Origin of the sequence: Rhizobium sp. P40RR-XXII, from assembly GCF_012641405.1 — a bacterium.
In the GTDB taxonomy this organism is placed as follows: Bacteria; Pseudomonadota; Alphaproteobacteria; order Rhizobiales; family Rhizobiaceae; genus Rhizobium.
Window position 1 is genome coordinate 91112 of the sequence record NZ_JABAII010000009.1, and the last position, 15208, is coordinate 106319.

A 15208-nucleotide genomic window follows, 5' to 3' on the forward strand; every position below is an offset into this window, starting at 1 on the left:
TAGCTCATATCGCTCTGTCCTAGTCCTGCCACCTGCGCAGATCCGTGTGGTCATGGTAGGCCATGCGGTCGGGCGTAGTGATAAACTCAATCGTCGTGCCCCATGGCATGCGGCAGTAGCAGACCTTGTTTCCAGGACCTTTCTCGGTTGTATAGGGAATAGCGCGCGGCGCAGTGAGAGACGTCCCTCCAGCCTTTTCGAAGCGCTCTACCGATGCGTCGATGTCGTTGGTGTAGACAGCGAAGTGCGTAATGCCGAAGTCGCTCGCTCGAACCGGTTGGGCTTGCTGGGGGCCGTGCATTTCAAAGAGCTCGATGTCAGGCCCGGTTCCAATCTTGACCATCGCCTGCGCACGCACGACCGTTCCGGGTAAAGCACCCGTGGCCCGCTCGAATTCGGGTCCCTGCCGCGGCGGATCCTGCGGTCCGAAGGACTGGTAGATCACCTGGCCGCCGAAAGCTTCCACCAGGAATGATTTTGCTGCTTCGATGTCGGGCACCGTGATGCCGATGTGATTGACGCCGCGAATTTGAGATGCGGTCATGACGGTCTTCCTTTCTTGTTTAGTCGATCGAACGCGACAGGTGTGGGCGCGACCCGCCTGCGATGTCGTCGTCCGCTTACCCGTGACGGGGCGTTGCGGAATTTTAGTTGGGCTTGAGAAAATCGATCAGAGCGGCCGCGACTTCGTCCGGCCGCTCGTCGGCAACATAATGGCTGCACCGCGCAATCGAACCGCCCATGACATTGGCGGCAAACTCCTTGAGCATCGAGACCATATGCGGACCGAAGCGCTGTTCTCCGCCGAGACCGAGCACGGGTATCTCGAGCGGTCGCTTTTTGTACTCGAGTGCGGCTGCATGATCAGCGCTAAGGGTGCGATACCATTCCATGCCGCCGCGCGTGCGGCCAGGAAGGGCCATCGCTTTCGCGTAGATCTCGATGTCCGCCGGATTGAAGGTGCTGTGATCGTAGAACCGCTCTGCCATGAAGGCCGAAACATAGTCGTATTCGCGGCCATGGATCAGGCGTTCCGGTAGATCCCGGTTCATATGGAAGCTGAAGTGCCAGATCCTTGCCGACGTCGCCTCCCATTGCGTCCAACCGGGAAGCGGAACATCGAGCACTGCCAGGTGGGTGACAGCCTTTCGATAAATGGCGGCCTGGGGCAATGCCACCATTCCGCCAATGTCATGGCCGCAGACGGCGTAGTGTTCATGCCCAAGGGCAACCATGACCTCGTGCGCATCGCGCGCCATCGTCGCCTTGTCATAGCCGTCAAGCGGGCAGTCGGAAAAGCCCGCGCCACGTAGATCAATGGCCACCACGCTGAAATGCTCGGCCAGCAGTGGCATTACATGGTGCCATTCCCACCATGTTTCCGGCCAACCGTGAAGCAGAAGGATCGGCGGGCCGGAGCCCCCCGTGACGGCGTTGATCTTGATGCCGTTCACCGGCACCAGCTGCTGGGTAAACCCCTTCAAAGTTACGATCATGATGCCTTTTCCAGTCGATGTTGAGTTCAAACAGAGCTAGCGGTCGGCGCTCAGGGCTGGTCGAAATCGGTGGCGATCGTGATGTCGCGCCAGGCGTCGATATCGCGGCGAAAGGAAGCCAGCTTTCGCTCGGCGATCGAATGCGCGGCGGGGCCAACCGGCAGATGAAGCGGCGCATCGTCGGCATCGACCGCCCGCAGGATCACCGCGATCGCCTTATCGGGATCGCCCGCCTGATGGCCGTTGTTGGTTTCGCGATAATGCTTGCGCGAGCTCGCGGCATATTCCGGCATCTCGTTGGCCGCTATGGTGATTGAACGGCCAAGGAAATCGGTGCGGAAGGGCCCTGGCTCAATGATCAGCACGCGGATGCCGAACGGCTTCAGTTCGCCGGCGAGCGCTTCGGAAATCCCTTCCACGGCGAACTTGGCGGCATTGTAATATCCAGCGCCGCCGCTGCCCGCGATGCCTGCGCCGGACGACATGTTGACGATCGTTCCGCCAGAACGTCGCAGGATCGGCAAGGCTGCTTTCGTAGTTTCGATCAGCCCAAAGACGTTCACCTCAAACATCGGCCGATATTCTTCCGCGGTTCCTTCCTCGATCGCACCAAACAGTCCGTAGCCGGCATTGTTTACGAGCACATCAAAGCCGCCGAATGTCTCCACCGCCTTTTCGACCGCCGCCTTGGCTGCGGCCGCATCCGTCACGTCGAGCGGCAAGGCGAGCATGCGGCCGCCAAAAGGCGCGACCAGCTCTTCGATTGTTTTCACATTGCGGGCCGTTGCGATGACTTGATCGCCGCGTTGGACTGCAGCGCGTGCGAGCCGTTGACCGAAGCCGCTCGAACAGCCTGTGATAAGCCAGGTCTTCATTTGGTTATCTCCGAATTGGTTTCAGACGACGCCAAGCCGTGGCCGCCTCGAACGGTCATGTCGGCCGTGATCGACCAGTCCTTCTCGCCGAGGCCGGCCGAGACGGCTTCGTCGAGCCCCTCGCACACGGCCTCAAGCATCGGCAGCCTCCGTCCGATTTCTTTGCTGACCTCCGTCGCCAGGCGCATGTCCTTGAGTGCGAGCTTGGCCTTGAAGCCGGGCTCGAAGGACCGCTCCGTGATCTGCGCGCTGTAGCTTTCATAGGCGCGGCCCGAGAACAGCGTGCCCAGGATGAGCTCGAAGAAATCCGCGCGGTCGAGCCCGACGCTCTCAGTCAGCACGACAGCTTCCGCCATCGCCTCGATTGCCATGGCGATCATCATGTTGCAGGCAAGCTTTGCCGTATTCGCGCGAACGGCGCTTTCGCCCAAGGTCCAGACTTTCTTGCTGAGGGGCGCGAGCAGCGGTTCGATTGCGGCAACGGCATCGGCCTTCCCGGCCGCGAGGATGTTGAGCTGGCCACTGGCCGCAACGTTCGGTCGCCCGAGCACGGGGGCGGACACATAGCCAAGCCCTGCCTCTTCGTGCAGCCGCTCCAGCTCTCGCGCGAATGCCACCGAGATCGTCGATGTGACCACATGGACGAGGCCTGGCTGCGCGCTTGCGAGCAGGCCGGCATCGAGGATCACCTCTCGAATAGCGGCGTCGTCGGATAGCATCGTGAAGACTGCGTCAGTCTGGAATGCATCCGCCGCGAGGTCGACAAGCGTCACGCCGGGGACGCTATCCTGGGCGACCTTGCTACGGTTCCAGGCCTGAACATCGTGGCCTGCCTTTACCAGGTTCAGGGCCATTGCCGAGCCCATACTGCCGAGACCGATAAATCCGATTTGCATATTTTATCTCCTGTCGTTCCGATAATAGTTCTGAGCGGAATGGATGCAGTCTGCGGGGACAGGGGAGACCCCTCCAAGCGATGGCAGGAATTTAGGGGCTTAGATTTGTTCTTTAAGTGACATAAGTGTACTCTCGCCGTTCAGTTTTGTGTGGGAATAGCGATGGAATGGAGTGACATCAGAATCTTTCTTGCTGTCGCGCGATCCGGCACACTCGGCGCCGCCGCACGTTCTCTTAAGACAAGCCATCCGACCGTCGGCAGGCGTCTGCGCGCACTTGAGCAGACGATCGGTCACACGCTCTTCCAGCGGACTGCGGACGGTCTCATCCTGACCGAAGAGGGCCACGGCATCATCGCGCTGGCGGAGCAGATGGAAGAGGGCGCGCTGGCCATGGAGCGCCGGCTTGCTGGGCAGGAGCAGAATCTCAAAGGCAGTCTGCGCATTTCATCAGCGGACTGGTTCGGGGCCTATGTACTGCCTCCCATCCTGGCGGATTTCTCGAATGCCTATCCCAATGTCGACGTTGAGATCCTGACCGGTACGCGCCTGTTTAATCTCGCTCAGCGGGAGGCCGACGTCGCTTTTCGGATCGTTCCGTTCAACACAGCCGATGTCGTTCAGCGGCGGCTCTTCAGGCTAGAATACGGCGTCTACATCTCAGAGGATTCGCCTGAACCCAAATATGGAGACGGGACTGGTTTCCGGCTGATCACCCACGACACGTCAACCGGGCAGTTTCCCGATATCGCGTGGCTCATCGAGAGCTTCCCCAACGCGAGACCCGTCCTGCGATCGAATAACCGCAACGTCCAGGGGCGCATGTGTCGGCAAGGAATCGGGATCGCTGTCCTGCCCCGTGTCGTCGGCGATCAGATCGCGGGTATCCGCAGACTGGGAGTGCCGACGTCGCCCCCGGCGCGCGACATCTGGATGGGGTATCACCGGGACCTACGACGACTTCAGCGTCTTCGTGCGTTTATCTCGACCGTCTCAGACCATCTGATGAACGCAGCCGCATGATGAGCGGCCCGGCCGAACATTCGAATGTCGTCCGATGTCAACCGAGCTAGTTTCGAACCCGATCGTATTCCTCTTGCGCGCGTTCAAGCTCCGGACCGTAGGTCATGGACCAGGCGTAGAGCGCCTCGAACGGTTGCTGAAGGGAACGGCCGAGCGAGGTGATGGTATATTCGACGCCAACCGGCGTTGTCGTGGTGAGCACTTCACGGCGAACGAGGCCATTGCGCTCCAGACGCTTCAACGCGTCTGCGAGCGCTTTGTGCGTAATTCCGTCGAGGCGCCGCATGATCTCGTTGAAGCGTGACGGCCTGGTGCACAGAACGGTCAGGATCAGGACCGACCACTTGTTTGCGATCTGCTCAAGCACGGGGCGCGCCTTCTCAACGTCCAATAACGCCTCGGCGGAGACAGCCTTGTGGCTATGAGACGAGCAAGCGTTGATGAGCAGACTTTCGTTCGTTATGGGCATCGATATACTCCTCGATATCTGCTTTACTATTAGTGCGTAATTGACCGTAGGTATAGAGGATATATCTTAGCTTCATCATTATTGATGGAGTTAGCATGAGCAGATTAGCAAACAAAATCTCCCTCGTGATCGGCGGTGTCGGTGGGATCGGCGGAGCCATTTCTCAAAGGTTCGCGAGCGAAGGAGCGCAGGTCTACGCGACCAGCCGCAAAGGCGCAGAGAGCCAACCAAAGTCAGCCGTCATGGGCAACATCCAGACGATCCAAGCAGATGCCAGTGACACCGCCGATCTTCAGCGCGTCTTCGAGCAGCTAAGATCGGAACAAGGCCGCATCGACGTGCTTGTCGTGAACGCGGGCCTATCCGAATACGCACCGCTTGAAGACATTTCTGAGGATCATTTTGATAGGACATTCGGCCTGAACGTCCGATCCCTCGTGTTCGCAGCCCAGGGTGCCATCGACATCATGCAGCCCGGCGGAACGATTGTGCTGATTGGCTCAATCGCGGGCGATATCGGCACCAAAGGCTATGGGGTCTATGGTGCGACGAAAGCCGCAGTCCGTTCGTTCACACGCACATGGGCTAACGAGCTTGCTCCTAAAGGTATACGCGTCAACGTTGTCAGCCCTGGACCGACCGATACGGCGATGATGGCGGCTGCCTCACGGGAAATTCGAGACGCACTGTCCAGTATGATCCCTCTTGGGCGCATGGGTAGACCTGACGAGGTGGCGGCAGCAGCCCTCTTCCTCGCAAGCGACGAGAGCAGCTTTACGACAGGTGCAGAAATTGTTGTTGATGGGGGTATGGCTCAAGTTTGACGCCTCCTTCAAGAAGCCGGAAACGACACCTAAACTAAAGTACACAGGCAGGCCGGCCGCCGACCGATCGCTTCTCCAGGGATGATGCGAGGCATCATCCCTGGAGAAGCAAGCCCCATGTTGGACATGAGATGACGGTGTTACGTGACGCATAATTGGTCCGGTGATGATAACAATACCCATTTTGCTCCTCAAGCGATCTGAACCGGCGACCCTGCTATTATAACGAGCAGCCACCATAACGCCGACGCGTGGCGGCCTAAGGACAGGAAGATATCCTTCGCGGACGCCGAACAACCTTCGGCGTCCGTCAAGATTTTCTGACGGTAAGATAGCGGCGCGGCGATAGGCCGAATGCCTTCCTAACATTCATCTTTCACGATGTCTCCCTGTGGCCGATCGTCCGCCAGAGCGCTCAATCGGTACGGCCGGGCTATGCTGCACAATGGGAACGGGAGATGGATTCCTTCCTCGCCACTCCATGCCCTTCGTCGTGATCATGGAAGGTGACCAACCGGCAGAAAATCGTGAGGATCGCAAGGCAGGGGGCATCTGGCTGAAGAGAAACAAGACCGCTCTGGCCGCAACCTGGAAGGCCGTCATCGGCATCGAGGCCAGCGCCATCAAGCGTGCAGCCATACAGGTTCAAATGAGCCTAGCGACGAAAGCATTCGGCACCCGCCTGGAAATTGTCGCCTCACAGAAGGAGGCGCTCGACCTCGCCGAGACAATTCTCAAGGCAAAAGCGGACGGTACGGATGGCTGGTATCCGCCGCGGCTTTCGTAACGATACGTTGCTCAATGGCAACAGATGTTTAAAAACATGAAATTCATAGTCAAGATAAATCCCGCCTGCGAAGGACGCCGATCGAATAAAAGCAAGCACTTATCGCGGCGGCGCGCTAATGACCATGAAGTGCGCACCCCTAATTTAGAAGCGATCTAATAGATTGAGATTGCGGGGAATTTATCGATCACCTACAGCCGACATTCGGGTCTTTCGAGGCTTGAAGTCTGGATGAAGTCGATGAATGCCAAGACCTTTGACATCGCTGGATTATACGTTTCCGAACAAGGGCGCCTGCGCCAGATCGTCAGACGCCTTGTCGGCAACAGGGCGACGACGGAAGATCTCGTCCATCAGGCTTTCATCAAGCTACTCGCTGCCGCGGATGCCGGCAATCTCGACAATTGCTCGGCCTATTTGACGACGACGGCGCGCAACCTCGCGCTCAATCACCTCCGTGATCTCAAGCGGCACGGCGAAATCGGCATTTCGGACGCAGAGCTCCACGCCATACCGGACGCCCGTCCCTCGCCGGAAATGACGGCAGTTTATCGCTGCGAGTTGCGGCGCGTTCTGCAGGCGGTCGCATCGCTGCCGCCGAAACGCCGCGAGGCCTTTGTCCTCAACAAATTCGAGGGCATGAGCTACGACGAAATCGCCGCGCGCCAGGGCGTTTCCCGTAACACCGTGATTTCTCATATTGTTATCGCGCTTGCCGATCTCGACCGGAAGATCGGTCGCAATTAATCCGGTTTCCCATTCATTAGATTGCTCACTTGAAGTGTCATGAAGAATAGAGGCCTTGAGACACCGGAGCGGGCGGAGCGCCCGGACTGTGCAGCGATATGAACGAAGACGCCACTGATCCGATCGTCATGGAAGCCTTAGAATGGTTCGTGCGGATGCGCGACGACAAGGTTACGGGGGCCGACCGACAAGCCTTCGAAGCCTGGCTCACCGCAAATGAAGCCCATGCCGCCGCCTGGAAGCATGCGCAGACCCTGTGGGCACGCTTCGATATTATGCAGCCGGAATTCGATCGAATGCGCCGGGGTCGTCCCCTTCTGTCACGACGCAATTTCATCCTGGGCTCTGTCGCGGTCATCGGAGGGCTTGGTGGCCTCTATGCCATCAATCAGCCAGGCCTTTTTGCGGAATACAAAACCGACATAGGCGAGCGCATGACGATCGGTTTACCCGATGACAGTACTGTCGAGCTGGGGAGCTATTCGGCGCTCTCGGCGCATTTCAGCGAAACGGAGCGGCGCGTCGAGCTTTATCGCGGCGAAGGCTTCTTCGATGTGTCACGCGATCCCGCCCGCCCATTTCTCGTCGATGCCGGCGGTGGAAGCACCCGGACGCTCGGAACGAAGTTCGACGTGAAATTCGTAGACGATCTCGTCACCGTCGCCGTCAGCGAGCATGCCGTGCAAGTGCAGGGAGGCAGCTTTTCCAATCTGCGACTGGAAGAGGGATGGCAGGTGAGCTATGGCCGCAACGGCCTCGGCCAGCCGACCGAGGCAAGTCTCGACACTGTGCAAGCATGGCGCAGTGACCGTATCATCTTCCAGGACGTGCCCCTACGGCGCGTATTGGCGGAACTGGAGCGATACCGGCGCGGCCGCATCATTCTCATGGACAGCAGCATCGGCGACATACCGGTTACGGCGATTTTTGAAACGGCCCGTACCGAGAGCGCTTTGGAGACCATTGCCGATACGCTCGGTATCCGCCTCTTGAGCGCCGCCAACTATGTCACGCTTGTCTACCGCGCCGGCTAAATTCTAAAAATAAGAATTTTTTCTCAACTCTTTCATTAGCTCCGCCCGGTCGGGTGTCTAACTTTTCGGGGCCATCGAACCGAGGCCTTCTTGAGCAGCAATCCCGCATTGGCGGGCACAGAATGCAGGTGGGCGATGCAGTACCGCGGAAATGACAATCGGAGATCTCAGCAAAACGAGGGAAGCGCCAATTCGCGCCGTGACCGTTCCGTTGCATTCGCGCTGCTGGTCACGACTGCGCTCGGCACCATCATTGCTGACCCTGCGCCTGTCTTCGCGCAAGCGGCCGAGAAGACCGGCCGCGTCGCCTACAACATCCCGCCGCAACCTCTGTCCCAAGCTCTCGTCCAATTTTCGAAGGTGGCCGGCATCCAGCTTTTCTTCAGCGCCGATGTCGCGCGCGGCATAAGCTCACGAGGTGTCAGTGGATCGCTGACCCGGACCGAAGCGCTGGACAAGATCCTGGCCGGATCAGGCCTGACCTATCATTTCACCAACGCAACGACGGTGACGATCTCCAACCCGAGCGCTGCAACCGCAGGCGCGGCGGCTGCCAATGGAACAACGGCGCTCGCTCCCATCGTGGTGCAGGCGGCCAAGCAGAACGGTTTCGTCTCGACCGACGGCAATGTCGCGTCGAAGTCGGGCATCCCGCTGCTGGAAACGCCGCAATCGGTGCAGGTTGTGACGAAAGCCCAGCTTGAGGTTCAAAAGCCGCAGACCGTCCGCCAGGCCATTGCCTATTCGGCCGGCGTCACCTCTCCTGACAGCCCTGACAACCGGCTCGACAACTTCCTGGTCCGTGGCTTCCAGATCGATCAATATTATAATGGCCTGAAGCTCCAGCAGGGAACCTGGGCCGTGCCGAAGGTCGATCCCTTCTTCCTCGATAGCATCGAAGTGCTCCAGGGTCCGGCCTCGGTTCTCTACGGCCAGGGATCGCCCGGCGGTCTTCTCAACATGGTCGGCAAGAAGCCGACGGATGAACCGCTGCACGAGATCCAGTTTCAGACCGGCAGCTACAACCGCGCCCAGGCGGCCTTCGATTTTAGCGGACCTGTGAATGACGATGGCACATTGCTCTATCGCCTGACCGGATTGGGCCGCACGACCGGCACCCAGGTCGAGAACCAGCGCGAAGAGCGCGTCGAGATTGCCCCGTCGGTGACCATCAAGCCGGATGAAGATACCAAGCTGACGATCCTCGCAGACTACCTCAACGACCCCAGGGGCGGTTTCTGGAGCCGTCTGCCGGCAACCGGAACCATATTCCCCACCAGCCGCGGCACCTATTTCCCGACCGACCTCTTCACGGGCGACAAGGATTTCGATTACATGCGGCGCCAGCAGCAGAGCATTGGTTACGAATTCGAACACCGCTTCAACGATGTGTGGGAAATACGGCAGAATGTGCGCTTCCAGCATATGAGCGTCGACTATGCCGAACTGCAGGCCTCCGGCCTGGCGGCCGATGGCCATACGTTGAGCCGATCGGCCTATACGGCGCAGGAACAGCTCAACACGCTTGCAATCGATAACCAGGCCGAAGCCGACTTCGATACCGGTCCCGTCGCGCACAAGGCCATTCTGGGATTGGACTACCAGTATAAGAACTGGAACAATCTCACCCGTTATGGCGCAGGCCCGTCGCTCGATCTCGACAATCCCGACTATACTCAGGCCGTCAAGCTTCCTCCCATTTTCCAGAATGCCAACCAGAGACAGCAGCAGTTCGGCATCTATGCGCAGGACCAGCTCAAGCTTGATAATTGGGCGCTGCTATTGTCCGCTCGTCAGGATTGGGCTTCGACCGACAGCGACAACTATCTGAAAAACGCGACCACCGATCAGAACGACCATGCCTTCACATGGCGCGCCGGCCTGACCTATCTCTTCGACAACGGCTTCGCGCCCTATGCGAGCTATGCAACCTCCTTCAACCCCACGATCGGTGTCAACGCCTCGGGCGACCCCTTCAAGCCGACGACCGGCGATCAATATGAGGTCGGTTTCAAATACCAGCCGACGGGCTATGACAGCTTCATCACTGCGTCACTCTATGACCTGAGGCAGCAGAACTACCTGACCAATACCCTGACGACACCCGTCATCCAGACACAGGTTGGAGAGGTCAGAAGCAGAGGCGGTCAGATCTCCAGCGTTGCCAGCATTAATGACGAGCTCAACCTGACGGCCTCCTACGCCTATCTCAGCAACGAAATACGGAAGGCGAGCGACGGCACGGCGGGCAATCGCATCGCCAATCTGCCTGCCAACACCGCGTCGCTGTGGGCCGATTACAAATTTCAGGATGGAACCGCCGACGGCCTCGGCCTCGGCTTTGGCGTCCGCTATATCGGCAGCCGTTACACCACTAATGCCAATACGGCGAAGATACCCGATCATGTCGTATTCGATGCCGCCTTGAACTACGATCTCGGAAAACTCTCGAACGAAATGCGCGGAGCAACATTTGCCTTGAACGTATCGAACCTGTTCGACAAGCACTTCATCAGCGATTGCACCGCGGCGGGCTGCGTATACGGCATGCGTCGCACCGTCTTCGCTACGCTTGGGTACAAGTGGTGATGAGAGACGGAAGGCATCCCATAGCAAGCATCGGGCGGCGCGCGCTGCTGGCAGGTCTTGCGGCCTCGTTGGCAGGCGGATTTTCATTGCGGGCAGCCGGCCTTCCTGACGGCTCAGCTTCAGGCGTTCCTCGGATCGCTGTTCTTGACTGGGGTATTGCTGCTACGCTGGTCGCTCTCGGGGTGGTGCCGGTCGGAGTGCCGGCACCTGCCTGGTATGCGCGCTATGTCGTCGATCCCGTTCTGCCGAGTTCGGTGGTCGACATCGGCCTGTTGTTTACGCCGAATTTCGAGCTGCTGCAGGCGCTTGCCCCACAGCTCATTGTCGCTACGCCCGTCCTGCAGCTAGCAGCGCCGATGCTCCAGCGGATCGCGCCCGTCTATACCAGCCTGCTGTTTCAACCTTCGCAAGATGTATTGGAAACTGCCGAACGCGGAACGCTCAATCTTGCCGACAAGATCGGAGTTCGCGCTTTGGGCGAGCGCCTCGTCGAAGCTACTCGCGCCGAATTGATCCTGACCGGTCAACGCCTTTCGGGCCTGAAAGATCGCCCTCTGCTCCTGGCAAGCCCGCTCGATGACAGGCATGTCAGCCTCTTCGGGCCGAACAGCCTTTATGGCGCCGTGCTGCGACAGGTCGGCCTGACGCTCGCGGAACCGAACATCGCCGGCGAGTTCATCGCAGTCGGGCTGGAGAAGCTCGGCGCCTTTGGCGACGCCACGATGGTTCTGCTCGACAGTCCGGCCGCGCCGGGAATGGCGGGCCGATTGGGGAATAATCGTTTATGGCAAACCTTCCCCTTTGTCCGCGAAGGGCGATTGCGTGTCCTGCCCGCTGTGCTGGGCTCTGGTGGCTTGCCGTCTGCATCCCGCTTCGCACGCTTGCTCACCGTCGCGTGGAGCGACAATGAGGGGGGATCGCGATGATGCCGACACAAGAGAAGCGTCGCATCGGTCCAGCCGCGATCATGCTGTGCCTGTTTTTGGCCGCTCTCATTTCCGCCGCAATGCGGCTGTCGGAGCTTTTGCCCTTACATGACTGGTGGCAGGTCGCTATCAACCCCGACCTCAATTCCTATGCACAGGTTCTGGTTCATGACAGCGTCCTGCCGCGTTTCCTTATCGCGCTTGTCGCCGGCGGGGCGCTAGGACTGTCGGGTATCATCTTCCAGCAGGTACTGCGCACCCCCCTTGCCGATCCTTCGACGCTCGGCGTCTCAGCCGGGGCTTATCTCGCCCTTGCATTTGCAACCTTGTGGGCGCCCGCCCTGGCAGCGTCAGCGCGCGAGCTGGTGGCTCTCATTGGCGGGTTGGCAGCCTGTGCACTCGTTTTCCTGATAGCATGGCCTCATCGTCTTTCGCCCGTATCTTTGATCCTGGCCGGTCTCGTCATAACCTTCGTCTGCGGAGCCGTGTCGGCCGCAGTCAGCCTGTCCTATGGCATGGGAATGACCGGTCTCTTCGTCTGGGCCAGCGGCTCGCTCACGCAAAACGACTGGGCGGCGGTTTCTCGCCTGCTCCCGTACACTTTGTGCGCCTGCCTCGGGGCTGCATTTTTGGTCCGGCCCCTAGAACTTCTGTCGCTGAACGACGAACGAGCCAGATCACTCGGGCTACCGCTTTTTCACGTGCGCCTGCTGTCGATCATTCTTGCTGTATTGCTCGCCGCCTTCACTGTCAGCGCCGTCGGCGTCATCGGCGTCGTTGGATTTGCAGCGCCGTTTATCGCTCGTGCCGCAGGTGCCCGCAGACTGCAGCCGCGCATGATCGCCAGCGTCGCGATCGGCGCGATTCTGCTGCTTGCCGCCGATGAAGCGCTGCAGCAGGCTGCGCGCTTCGTACGCGAAATCCCTGCCGGTGCCGCGACCGGCCTTCTCGGTGCACCGCTCATCGTCATCTTCCTGAAACGGTTGTCGGTCGTGGAAACCCCGGCGTCGCCAATCGCAGAGAAACGCATCCATCGCCCTCTCCTCTACCTGGCGACCACGGCGGTCATGCTGCTCGCCCTGATCTGGGTTTCCCTGTCGCTCGGCCCATCGCTGAATGGCTGGAGCTTTGTGTCTCCTTCACAGATGCAATCGTTGTTGATCTGGCGGCTTCCGCGTCTCGCTGCCGCCGCCGCCGCTGGCATTCTCTTTGCGCTCTCGGGAACGATCATCCAGCGCATGACCAGCAATCCGATGGCAAGCCCTGAAGTCATCGGCGTCAGCACTGGGGCCGCTCTCGGAATCCTCCTGCTCGTACTGCTTGCACCCAGTTTTACGCCCATCTCACAGCTGGGGGCCGCTGCTGCCGGTGCTATCGTCAGCTTGGTCGCCGTTCTCCTAATGGGGTATCGAAGCCGCTACAATCCAGACCACGTGCTGCTTTTCGGCATTGCGATCAATACCGCTTTCACCGCATTGATTGCGATCCTGCTCGGTACCGGACTGCCAAAGATCTTCGGGGTTTTACAATGGATGGTGGGCTCGACATACAGCACAACTCCGATGCAAGCGACGATCGCCGTCGCCGTCGCTGCGGTGGCCCTCGTGATAACACCGCTCTTCACCCGCTGGCTCGACCTTCTGCCATTGGGCGAGGCTTCATCGAAGGGCCTCGGCCTCAGCACATCGATCAGCCGGGCGGCACTTCTCCTGTTTTCGGCGATATCGGCCTCCGCCGCAACCCTGCTCATCGGCCCTCTGAGCTTTGTTGGGCTGATGGCCCCGCATATTGCGCGAACGCTCGGCTTCCAGCGAGCGCTTCCGCAGATGATCGCCGCGGCTCTCGCCGGAGCCGCCATCACCACAGGCGCAGACTTTATCGGGCGCATCGCGCTGTTTCCGAACCAGCTCCCGGTCGGCATCGTCACCAGTTTGATTGGCGGCCCGTATTTTCTATGGCTCATGCGAAGACAAGGTCGATGACGCGACGACGCCAGCGGCAACCAAGGTCGATCTCATGCCGGAATCAAATGCAACCATTGGAAATCCGCCTGCGGGTCAATGCTGCGGAAAGACAAAGGACCACGAATGATGACGACGACTGCCTACGAAGCATCCGCCATGCCGCCGGTGAGCGGATCAGCAGCGAATGACGAAGCACTCTTCCAACTCGATGCGGTCGGCTTTGCCGTGTCGGGCCGGACGTTGCTCCACCCGCTCACCCTGGCGCTGGCACCCCGGAAAGTCGTCGGCCTCATCGGCCATAACGGCTCCGGTAAATCAACTTTTTTGAAACTGCTTGCTCGCCAGCAGAACCCGACCAGCGGCACTATCCACTTCGAGGGCATGTCCCTGTCCGAATGGGGCGACCGCCCCTTTGCTCGCAAAGTTGCCTATCTGCCCCAGTCGACACCTGCTGCCACCGGCATGCTAGTGCGCGAACTCGTTGCGCTTGGACGTTACCCATGGCACGGGGCGCTCGGCCGTTTCAGCCAGATTGACCGTGAAAAAGTCGAGGAAGCTATGAAGCTCACGGATGTCGCCGGAATGGCCGATCGGCTCGTCAACACACTTTCTGGTGGCGAACGCCAGCGCGTCTGGCTCGCCATGCTGATCGCCCAGGACACGGAATACCTGCTCCTCGACGAACCGATCTCTGCACTCGACATCGCCCATCAGATCGAGGTCCTGTCACTGGTACAAAGCCTCAGCCACGCCAGGGGTCTGGGCGTGGTGGTCGTTTTGCATGACGTCAACAGCGCCGCCCGCTTCTGTGACCACATCATCGCCCTGCATTCGGGCAGGATTATCGCAAACGGTCCGACGGATGACATCCTCACCACCGAAGCGCTATGCGCGATTTACGGCATTGAGATGCACATCCTCCAACACCCAGCTTCGGGCCGCCCAGTTGCTATACCGATGTGAGCGATCCAATCGTCACAAGCAGACGGTACGCCGCTTCTTGGGAATTATGTGCGAATTGCCAGATGACCCGAAAGATAGGTGACGTTTCGTACCGGACACATGGGTAACACTTTTCCCTTTTGCGGGAGGTGTTGATGCCGTGGAAAGAGACCTCGGTGTTGGAGGAACGTCTGCGTTTTGTCGCCCGGCTGCTGGAGGGCGAAGGCACGAGCGACGTGTGCCGGGAGTTCGGCATCTCGCGCAATACCGGTTACAAGATCTTCGATCGCTATACGGACCGGTCTCGAAGGCCCGTGCGTTATGCCAACCAGTTGCCTAAGCCGGTCGAGGCGATGATCGTCTCGTGCAAGAAGACCAAACCCCGCTGGGGTGCCAGGAAGATGGTAATGTTTGCTGCGAGGCAATGCCCGCCTTGATAGGAATAGCACCAACGACCCTGCCCTTCTGTACTGCCAGCGTAAAGGATTCCGTTGGTGAAGGAGGAACTTAGGTTGCCGGCACTGGACGATCTGGGCTGGTAGGCTGGCTATTCTCCCCTTCTTGCCTCACTGCGAATGCAGACACCTGATCCGGTAGATTAGTATTGCTATGGGAAGGCACCAACTGCCGGCCGAT

Annotated in this window: 14 protein-coding genes and 1 pseudogene; 10 read left to right on the forward strand and 5 right to left on the reverse strand. The window is 59.4% G+C overall.

The window, feature by feature from the left end; translation table 11 throughout:
• Window positions 1–19: 19 nt before the first annotated feature.
• The 4 genes from HGP16_RS18800 to HGP16_RS18815 all read right to left on the reverse strand — a co-directional run bounded on the left by HGP16_RS18800 (window position 20) and on the right by HGP16_RS18815 (window position 3267).
• Complete coding sequence (locus HGP16_RS18800; RefSeq protein ID WP_168841531.1) at window positions 20–544, reverse strand: VOC family protein; 525 nt, start codon at window positions 542–544, stop codon at window positions 20–22.
• 103 nt (window positions 545–647) lie between these two features.
• On the reverse strand, window positions 648–1496 hold the full coding sequence (locus HGP16_RS18805; protein ID WP_168841532.1) for an alpha/beta fold hydrolase: 849 nt from the start codon (window positions 1494–1496) through the stop codon (window positions 648–650).
• A gap of 50 nt (window positions 1497–1546) precedes the next feature.
• On the reverse strand, window positions 1547–2371 hold the full coding sequence (locus HGP16_RS18810) for an oxidoreductase (protein WP_168841533.1): 825 nt from the start codon (window positions 2369–2371) through the stop codon (window positions 1547–1549).
• Complete coding sequence (locus tag HGP16_RS18815) at window positions 2368–3267, reverse strand: NAD(P)-dependent oxidoreductase (RefSeq protein ID WP_168841534.1); 900 nt, start codon at window positions 3265–3267, stop codon at window positions 2368–2370. The genes HGP16_RS18810 and HGP16_RS18815 overlap by 4 nt, the downstream gene beginning before the upstream one ends.
• A 162-nt stretch (window positions 3268–3429) precedes the next feature.
• Here HGP16_RS18815 and HGP16_RS18820 point away from each other — a divergent pair, with 162 nt between their 5' ends.
• Window positions 3430–4290 carry a LysR family transcriptional regulator gene (locus tag HGP16_RS18820; RefSeq protein WP_168841535.1) on the forward strand — a complete coding sequence of 287 codons (861 nt, stop codon included), beginning with the start codon at window positions 3430–3432 and terminating at the stop codon, window positions 4288–4290.
• A gap of 46 nt (window positions 4291–4336) precedes the next feature.
• On the opposite strand, the gene HGP16_RS18825 is transcribed toward HGP16_RS18820, so the two are convergent.
• Window positions 4337–4759: a helix-turn-helix domain-containing protein gene (locus HGP16_RS18825; RefSeq protein ID WP_168841536.1), complete on the reverse strand. Its 423-nt coding sequence runs from the start codon at window positions 4757–4759 to the stop codon at window positions 4337–4339.
• Window positions 4760–4854: 95 nt separating this feature from the next.
• On the opposite strand from HGP16_RS18825, the gene HGP16_RS18830 reads away from it, so the two are divergent.
• From HGP16_RS18830 to HGP16_RS18870, 9 genes and pseudogenes are all read left to right on the forward strand, one after another.
• On the forward strand, window positions 4855–5583 hold the full coding sequence (locus HGP16_RS18830) for an SDR family NAD(P)-dependent oxidoreductase (protein ID WP_168841537.1): 729 nt from the start codon (window positions 4855–4857) through the stop codon (window positions 5581–5583).
• Between the two features lie 445 nt (window positions 5584–6028).
• On the forward strand, window positions 6029–6370 hold the full coding sequence (locus tag HGP16_RS18835; RefSeq protein ID WP_246705561.1) for a hypothetical protein: 342 nt from the start codon (window positions 6029–6031) through the stop codon (window positions 6368–6370).
• 240 nt (window positions 6371–6610) lie between these two features.
• Window positions 6611–7117, forward strand: coding sequence for an RNA polymerase sigma factor (locus tag HGP16_RS18840; RefSeq protein WP_168841538.1), 507 nt, complete (start codon window positions 6611–6613; stop codon window positions 7115–7117).
• Window positions 7118–7215: 98 nt separating this feature from the next.
• Window positions 7216–8151 carry a FecR family protein gene (locus HGP16_RS18845; RefSeq protein WP_168841539.1) on the forward strand — a complete coding sequence of 312 codons (936 nt, stop codon included), beginning with the start codon at window positions 7216–7218 and terminating at the stop codon, window positions 8149–8151.
• A 135-nt stretch (window positions 8152–8286) separates the two neighbouring features.
• Window positions 8287–10740 carry a TonB-dependent siderophore receptor gene (locus HGP16_RS18850; RefSeq protein ID WP_168841540.1) on the forward strand — a complete coding sequence of 818 codons (2454 nt, stop codon included), beginning with the start codon at window positions 8287–8289 and terminating at the stop codon, window positions 10738–10740.
• The gene (locus HGP16_RS18855) at window positions 10740–11666 is read left to right on the forward strand and encodes an ABC transporter substrate-binding protein (protein ID WP_168841541.1); all 927 of its coding nucleotides are present in this window, start codon (window positions 10740–10742) and stop codon (window positions 11664–11666) included. The genes HGP16_RS18850 and HGP16_RS18855 overlap by 1 nt, the downstream gene beginning before the upstream one ends.
• Window positions 11663–13648, forward strand: a complete 1986-nt coding sequence (gene fhuB / locus HGP16_RS18860) for a Fe(3+)-hydroxamate ABC transporter permease FhuB (protein ID WP_168841542.1) — start codon at window positions 11663–11665, stop codon at window positions 13646–13648. Before HGP16_RS18855 ends, fhuB begins: the two co-directional genes overlap by 4 nt.
• Window positions 13649–13753: 105 nt before the next feature.
• A complete protein-coding gene (locus HGP16_RS18865) occupies window positions 13754–14593 on the forward strand; it encodes an ATP-binding cassette domain-containing protein (protein ID WP_409526851.1) in 840 nt (279 codons plus the stop codon).
• Window positions 14594–14727: 134 nt separating this feature from the next.
• Window positions 14728–14976, forward strand: a pseudogene (locus tag HGP16_RS18870) (helix-turn-helix domain-containing protein); the annotation flags it as partial.
• Window positions 14977–15208: the final 232 nt, after the last annotated feature.

Excerpts from the sequence above, each read along its gene's own strand:
- HGP16_RS18840 (WP_168841538.1), top strand. The coding sequence starts at position 6,611 with ATGAATGCCAAGACCTTTGACATCGCTGGATTATACGTTTCCGAACAA.
- HGP16_RS18815 (WP_168841534.1), bottom strand. The coding sequence starts at position 3,267 with ATGCAAATCGGATTTATCGGTCTCGGCAGTATGGGCTCGGCAATGGCC.
- HGP16_RS18850 (WP_168841540.1), top strand. The coding sequence starts at position 8,287 with ATGCAGTACCGCGGAAATGACAATCGGAGATCTCAGCAAAACGAGGGA.
- HGP16_RS18855 (WP_168841541.1), top strand. The coding sequence starts at position 10,740 with ATGAGAGACGGAAGGCATCCCATAGCAAGCATCGGGCGGCGCGCGCTG.
- HGP16_RS18805 (WP_168841532.1), bottom strand. The coding sequence starts at position 1,496 with ATGATCGTAACTTTGAAGGGGTTTACCCAGCAGCTGGTGCCGGTGAAC.
- HGP16_RS18825 (WP_168841536.1), bottom strand. The coding sequence starts at position 4,759 with ATGCCCATAACGAACGAAAGTCTGCTCATCAACGCTTGCTCGTCTCAT.
- fhuB (WP_168841542.1), top strand. The coding sequence starts at position 11,663 with ATGATGCCGACACAAGAGAAGCGTCGCATCGGTCCAGCCGCGATCATG.
- HGP16_RS18845 (WP_168841539.1), top strand. The coding sequence starts at position 7,216 with ATGAACGAAGACGCCACTGATCCGATCGTCATGGAAGCCTTAGAATGG.
- HGP16_RS18865 (WP_409526851.1), top strand. The coding sequence starts at position 13,754 with ATGATGACGACGACTGCCTACGAAGCATCCGCCATGCCGCCGGTGAGC.
- HGP16_RS18810 (WP_168841533.1), bottom strand. The coding sequence starts at position 2,371 with ATGAAGACCTGGCTTATCACAGGCTGTTCGAGCGGCTTCGGTCAACGG.
- HGP16_RS18835 (WP_246705561.1), top strand. The coding sequence starts at position 6,029 with ATGGGAACGGGAGATGGATTCCTTCCTCGCCACTCCATGCCCTTCGTC.
- HGP16_RS18820 (WP_168841535.1), top strand. The coding sequence starts at position 3,430 with ATGGAATGGAGTGACATCAGAATCTTTCTTGCTGTCGCGCGATCCGGC.
- HGP16_RS18800 (WP_168841531.1), bottom strand. The coding sequence starts at position 544 with ATGACCGCATCTCAAATTCGCGGCGTCAATCACATCGGCATCACGGTG.
- HGP16_RS18830 (WP_168841537.1), top strand. The coding sequence starts at position 4,855 with ATGAGCAGATTAGCAAACAAAATCTCCCTCGTGATCGGCGGTGTCGGT.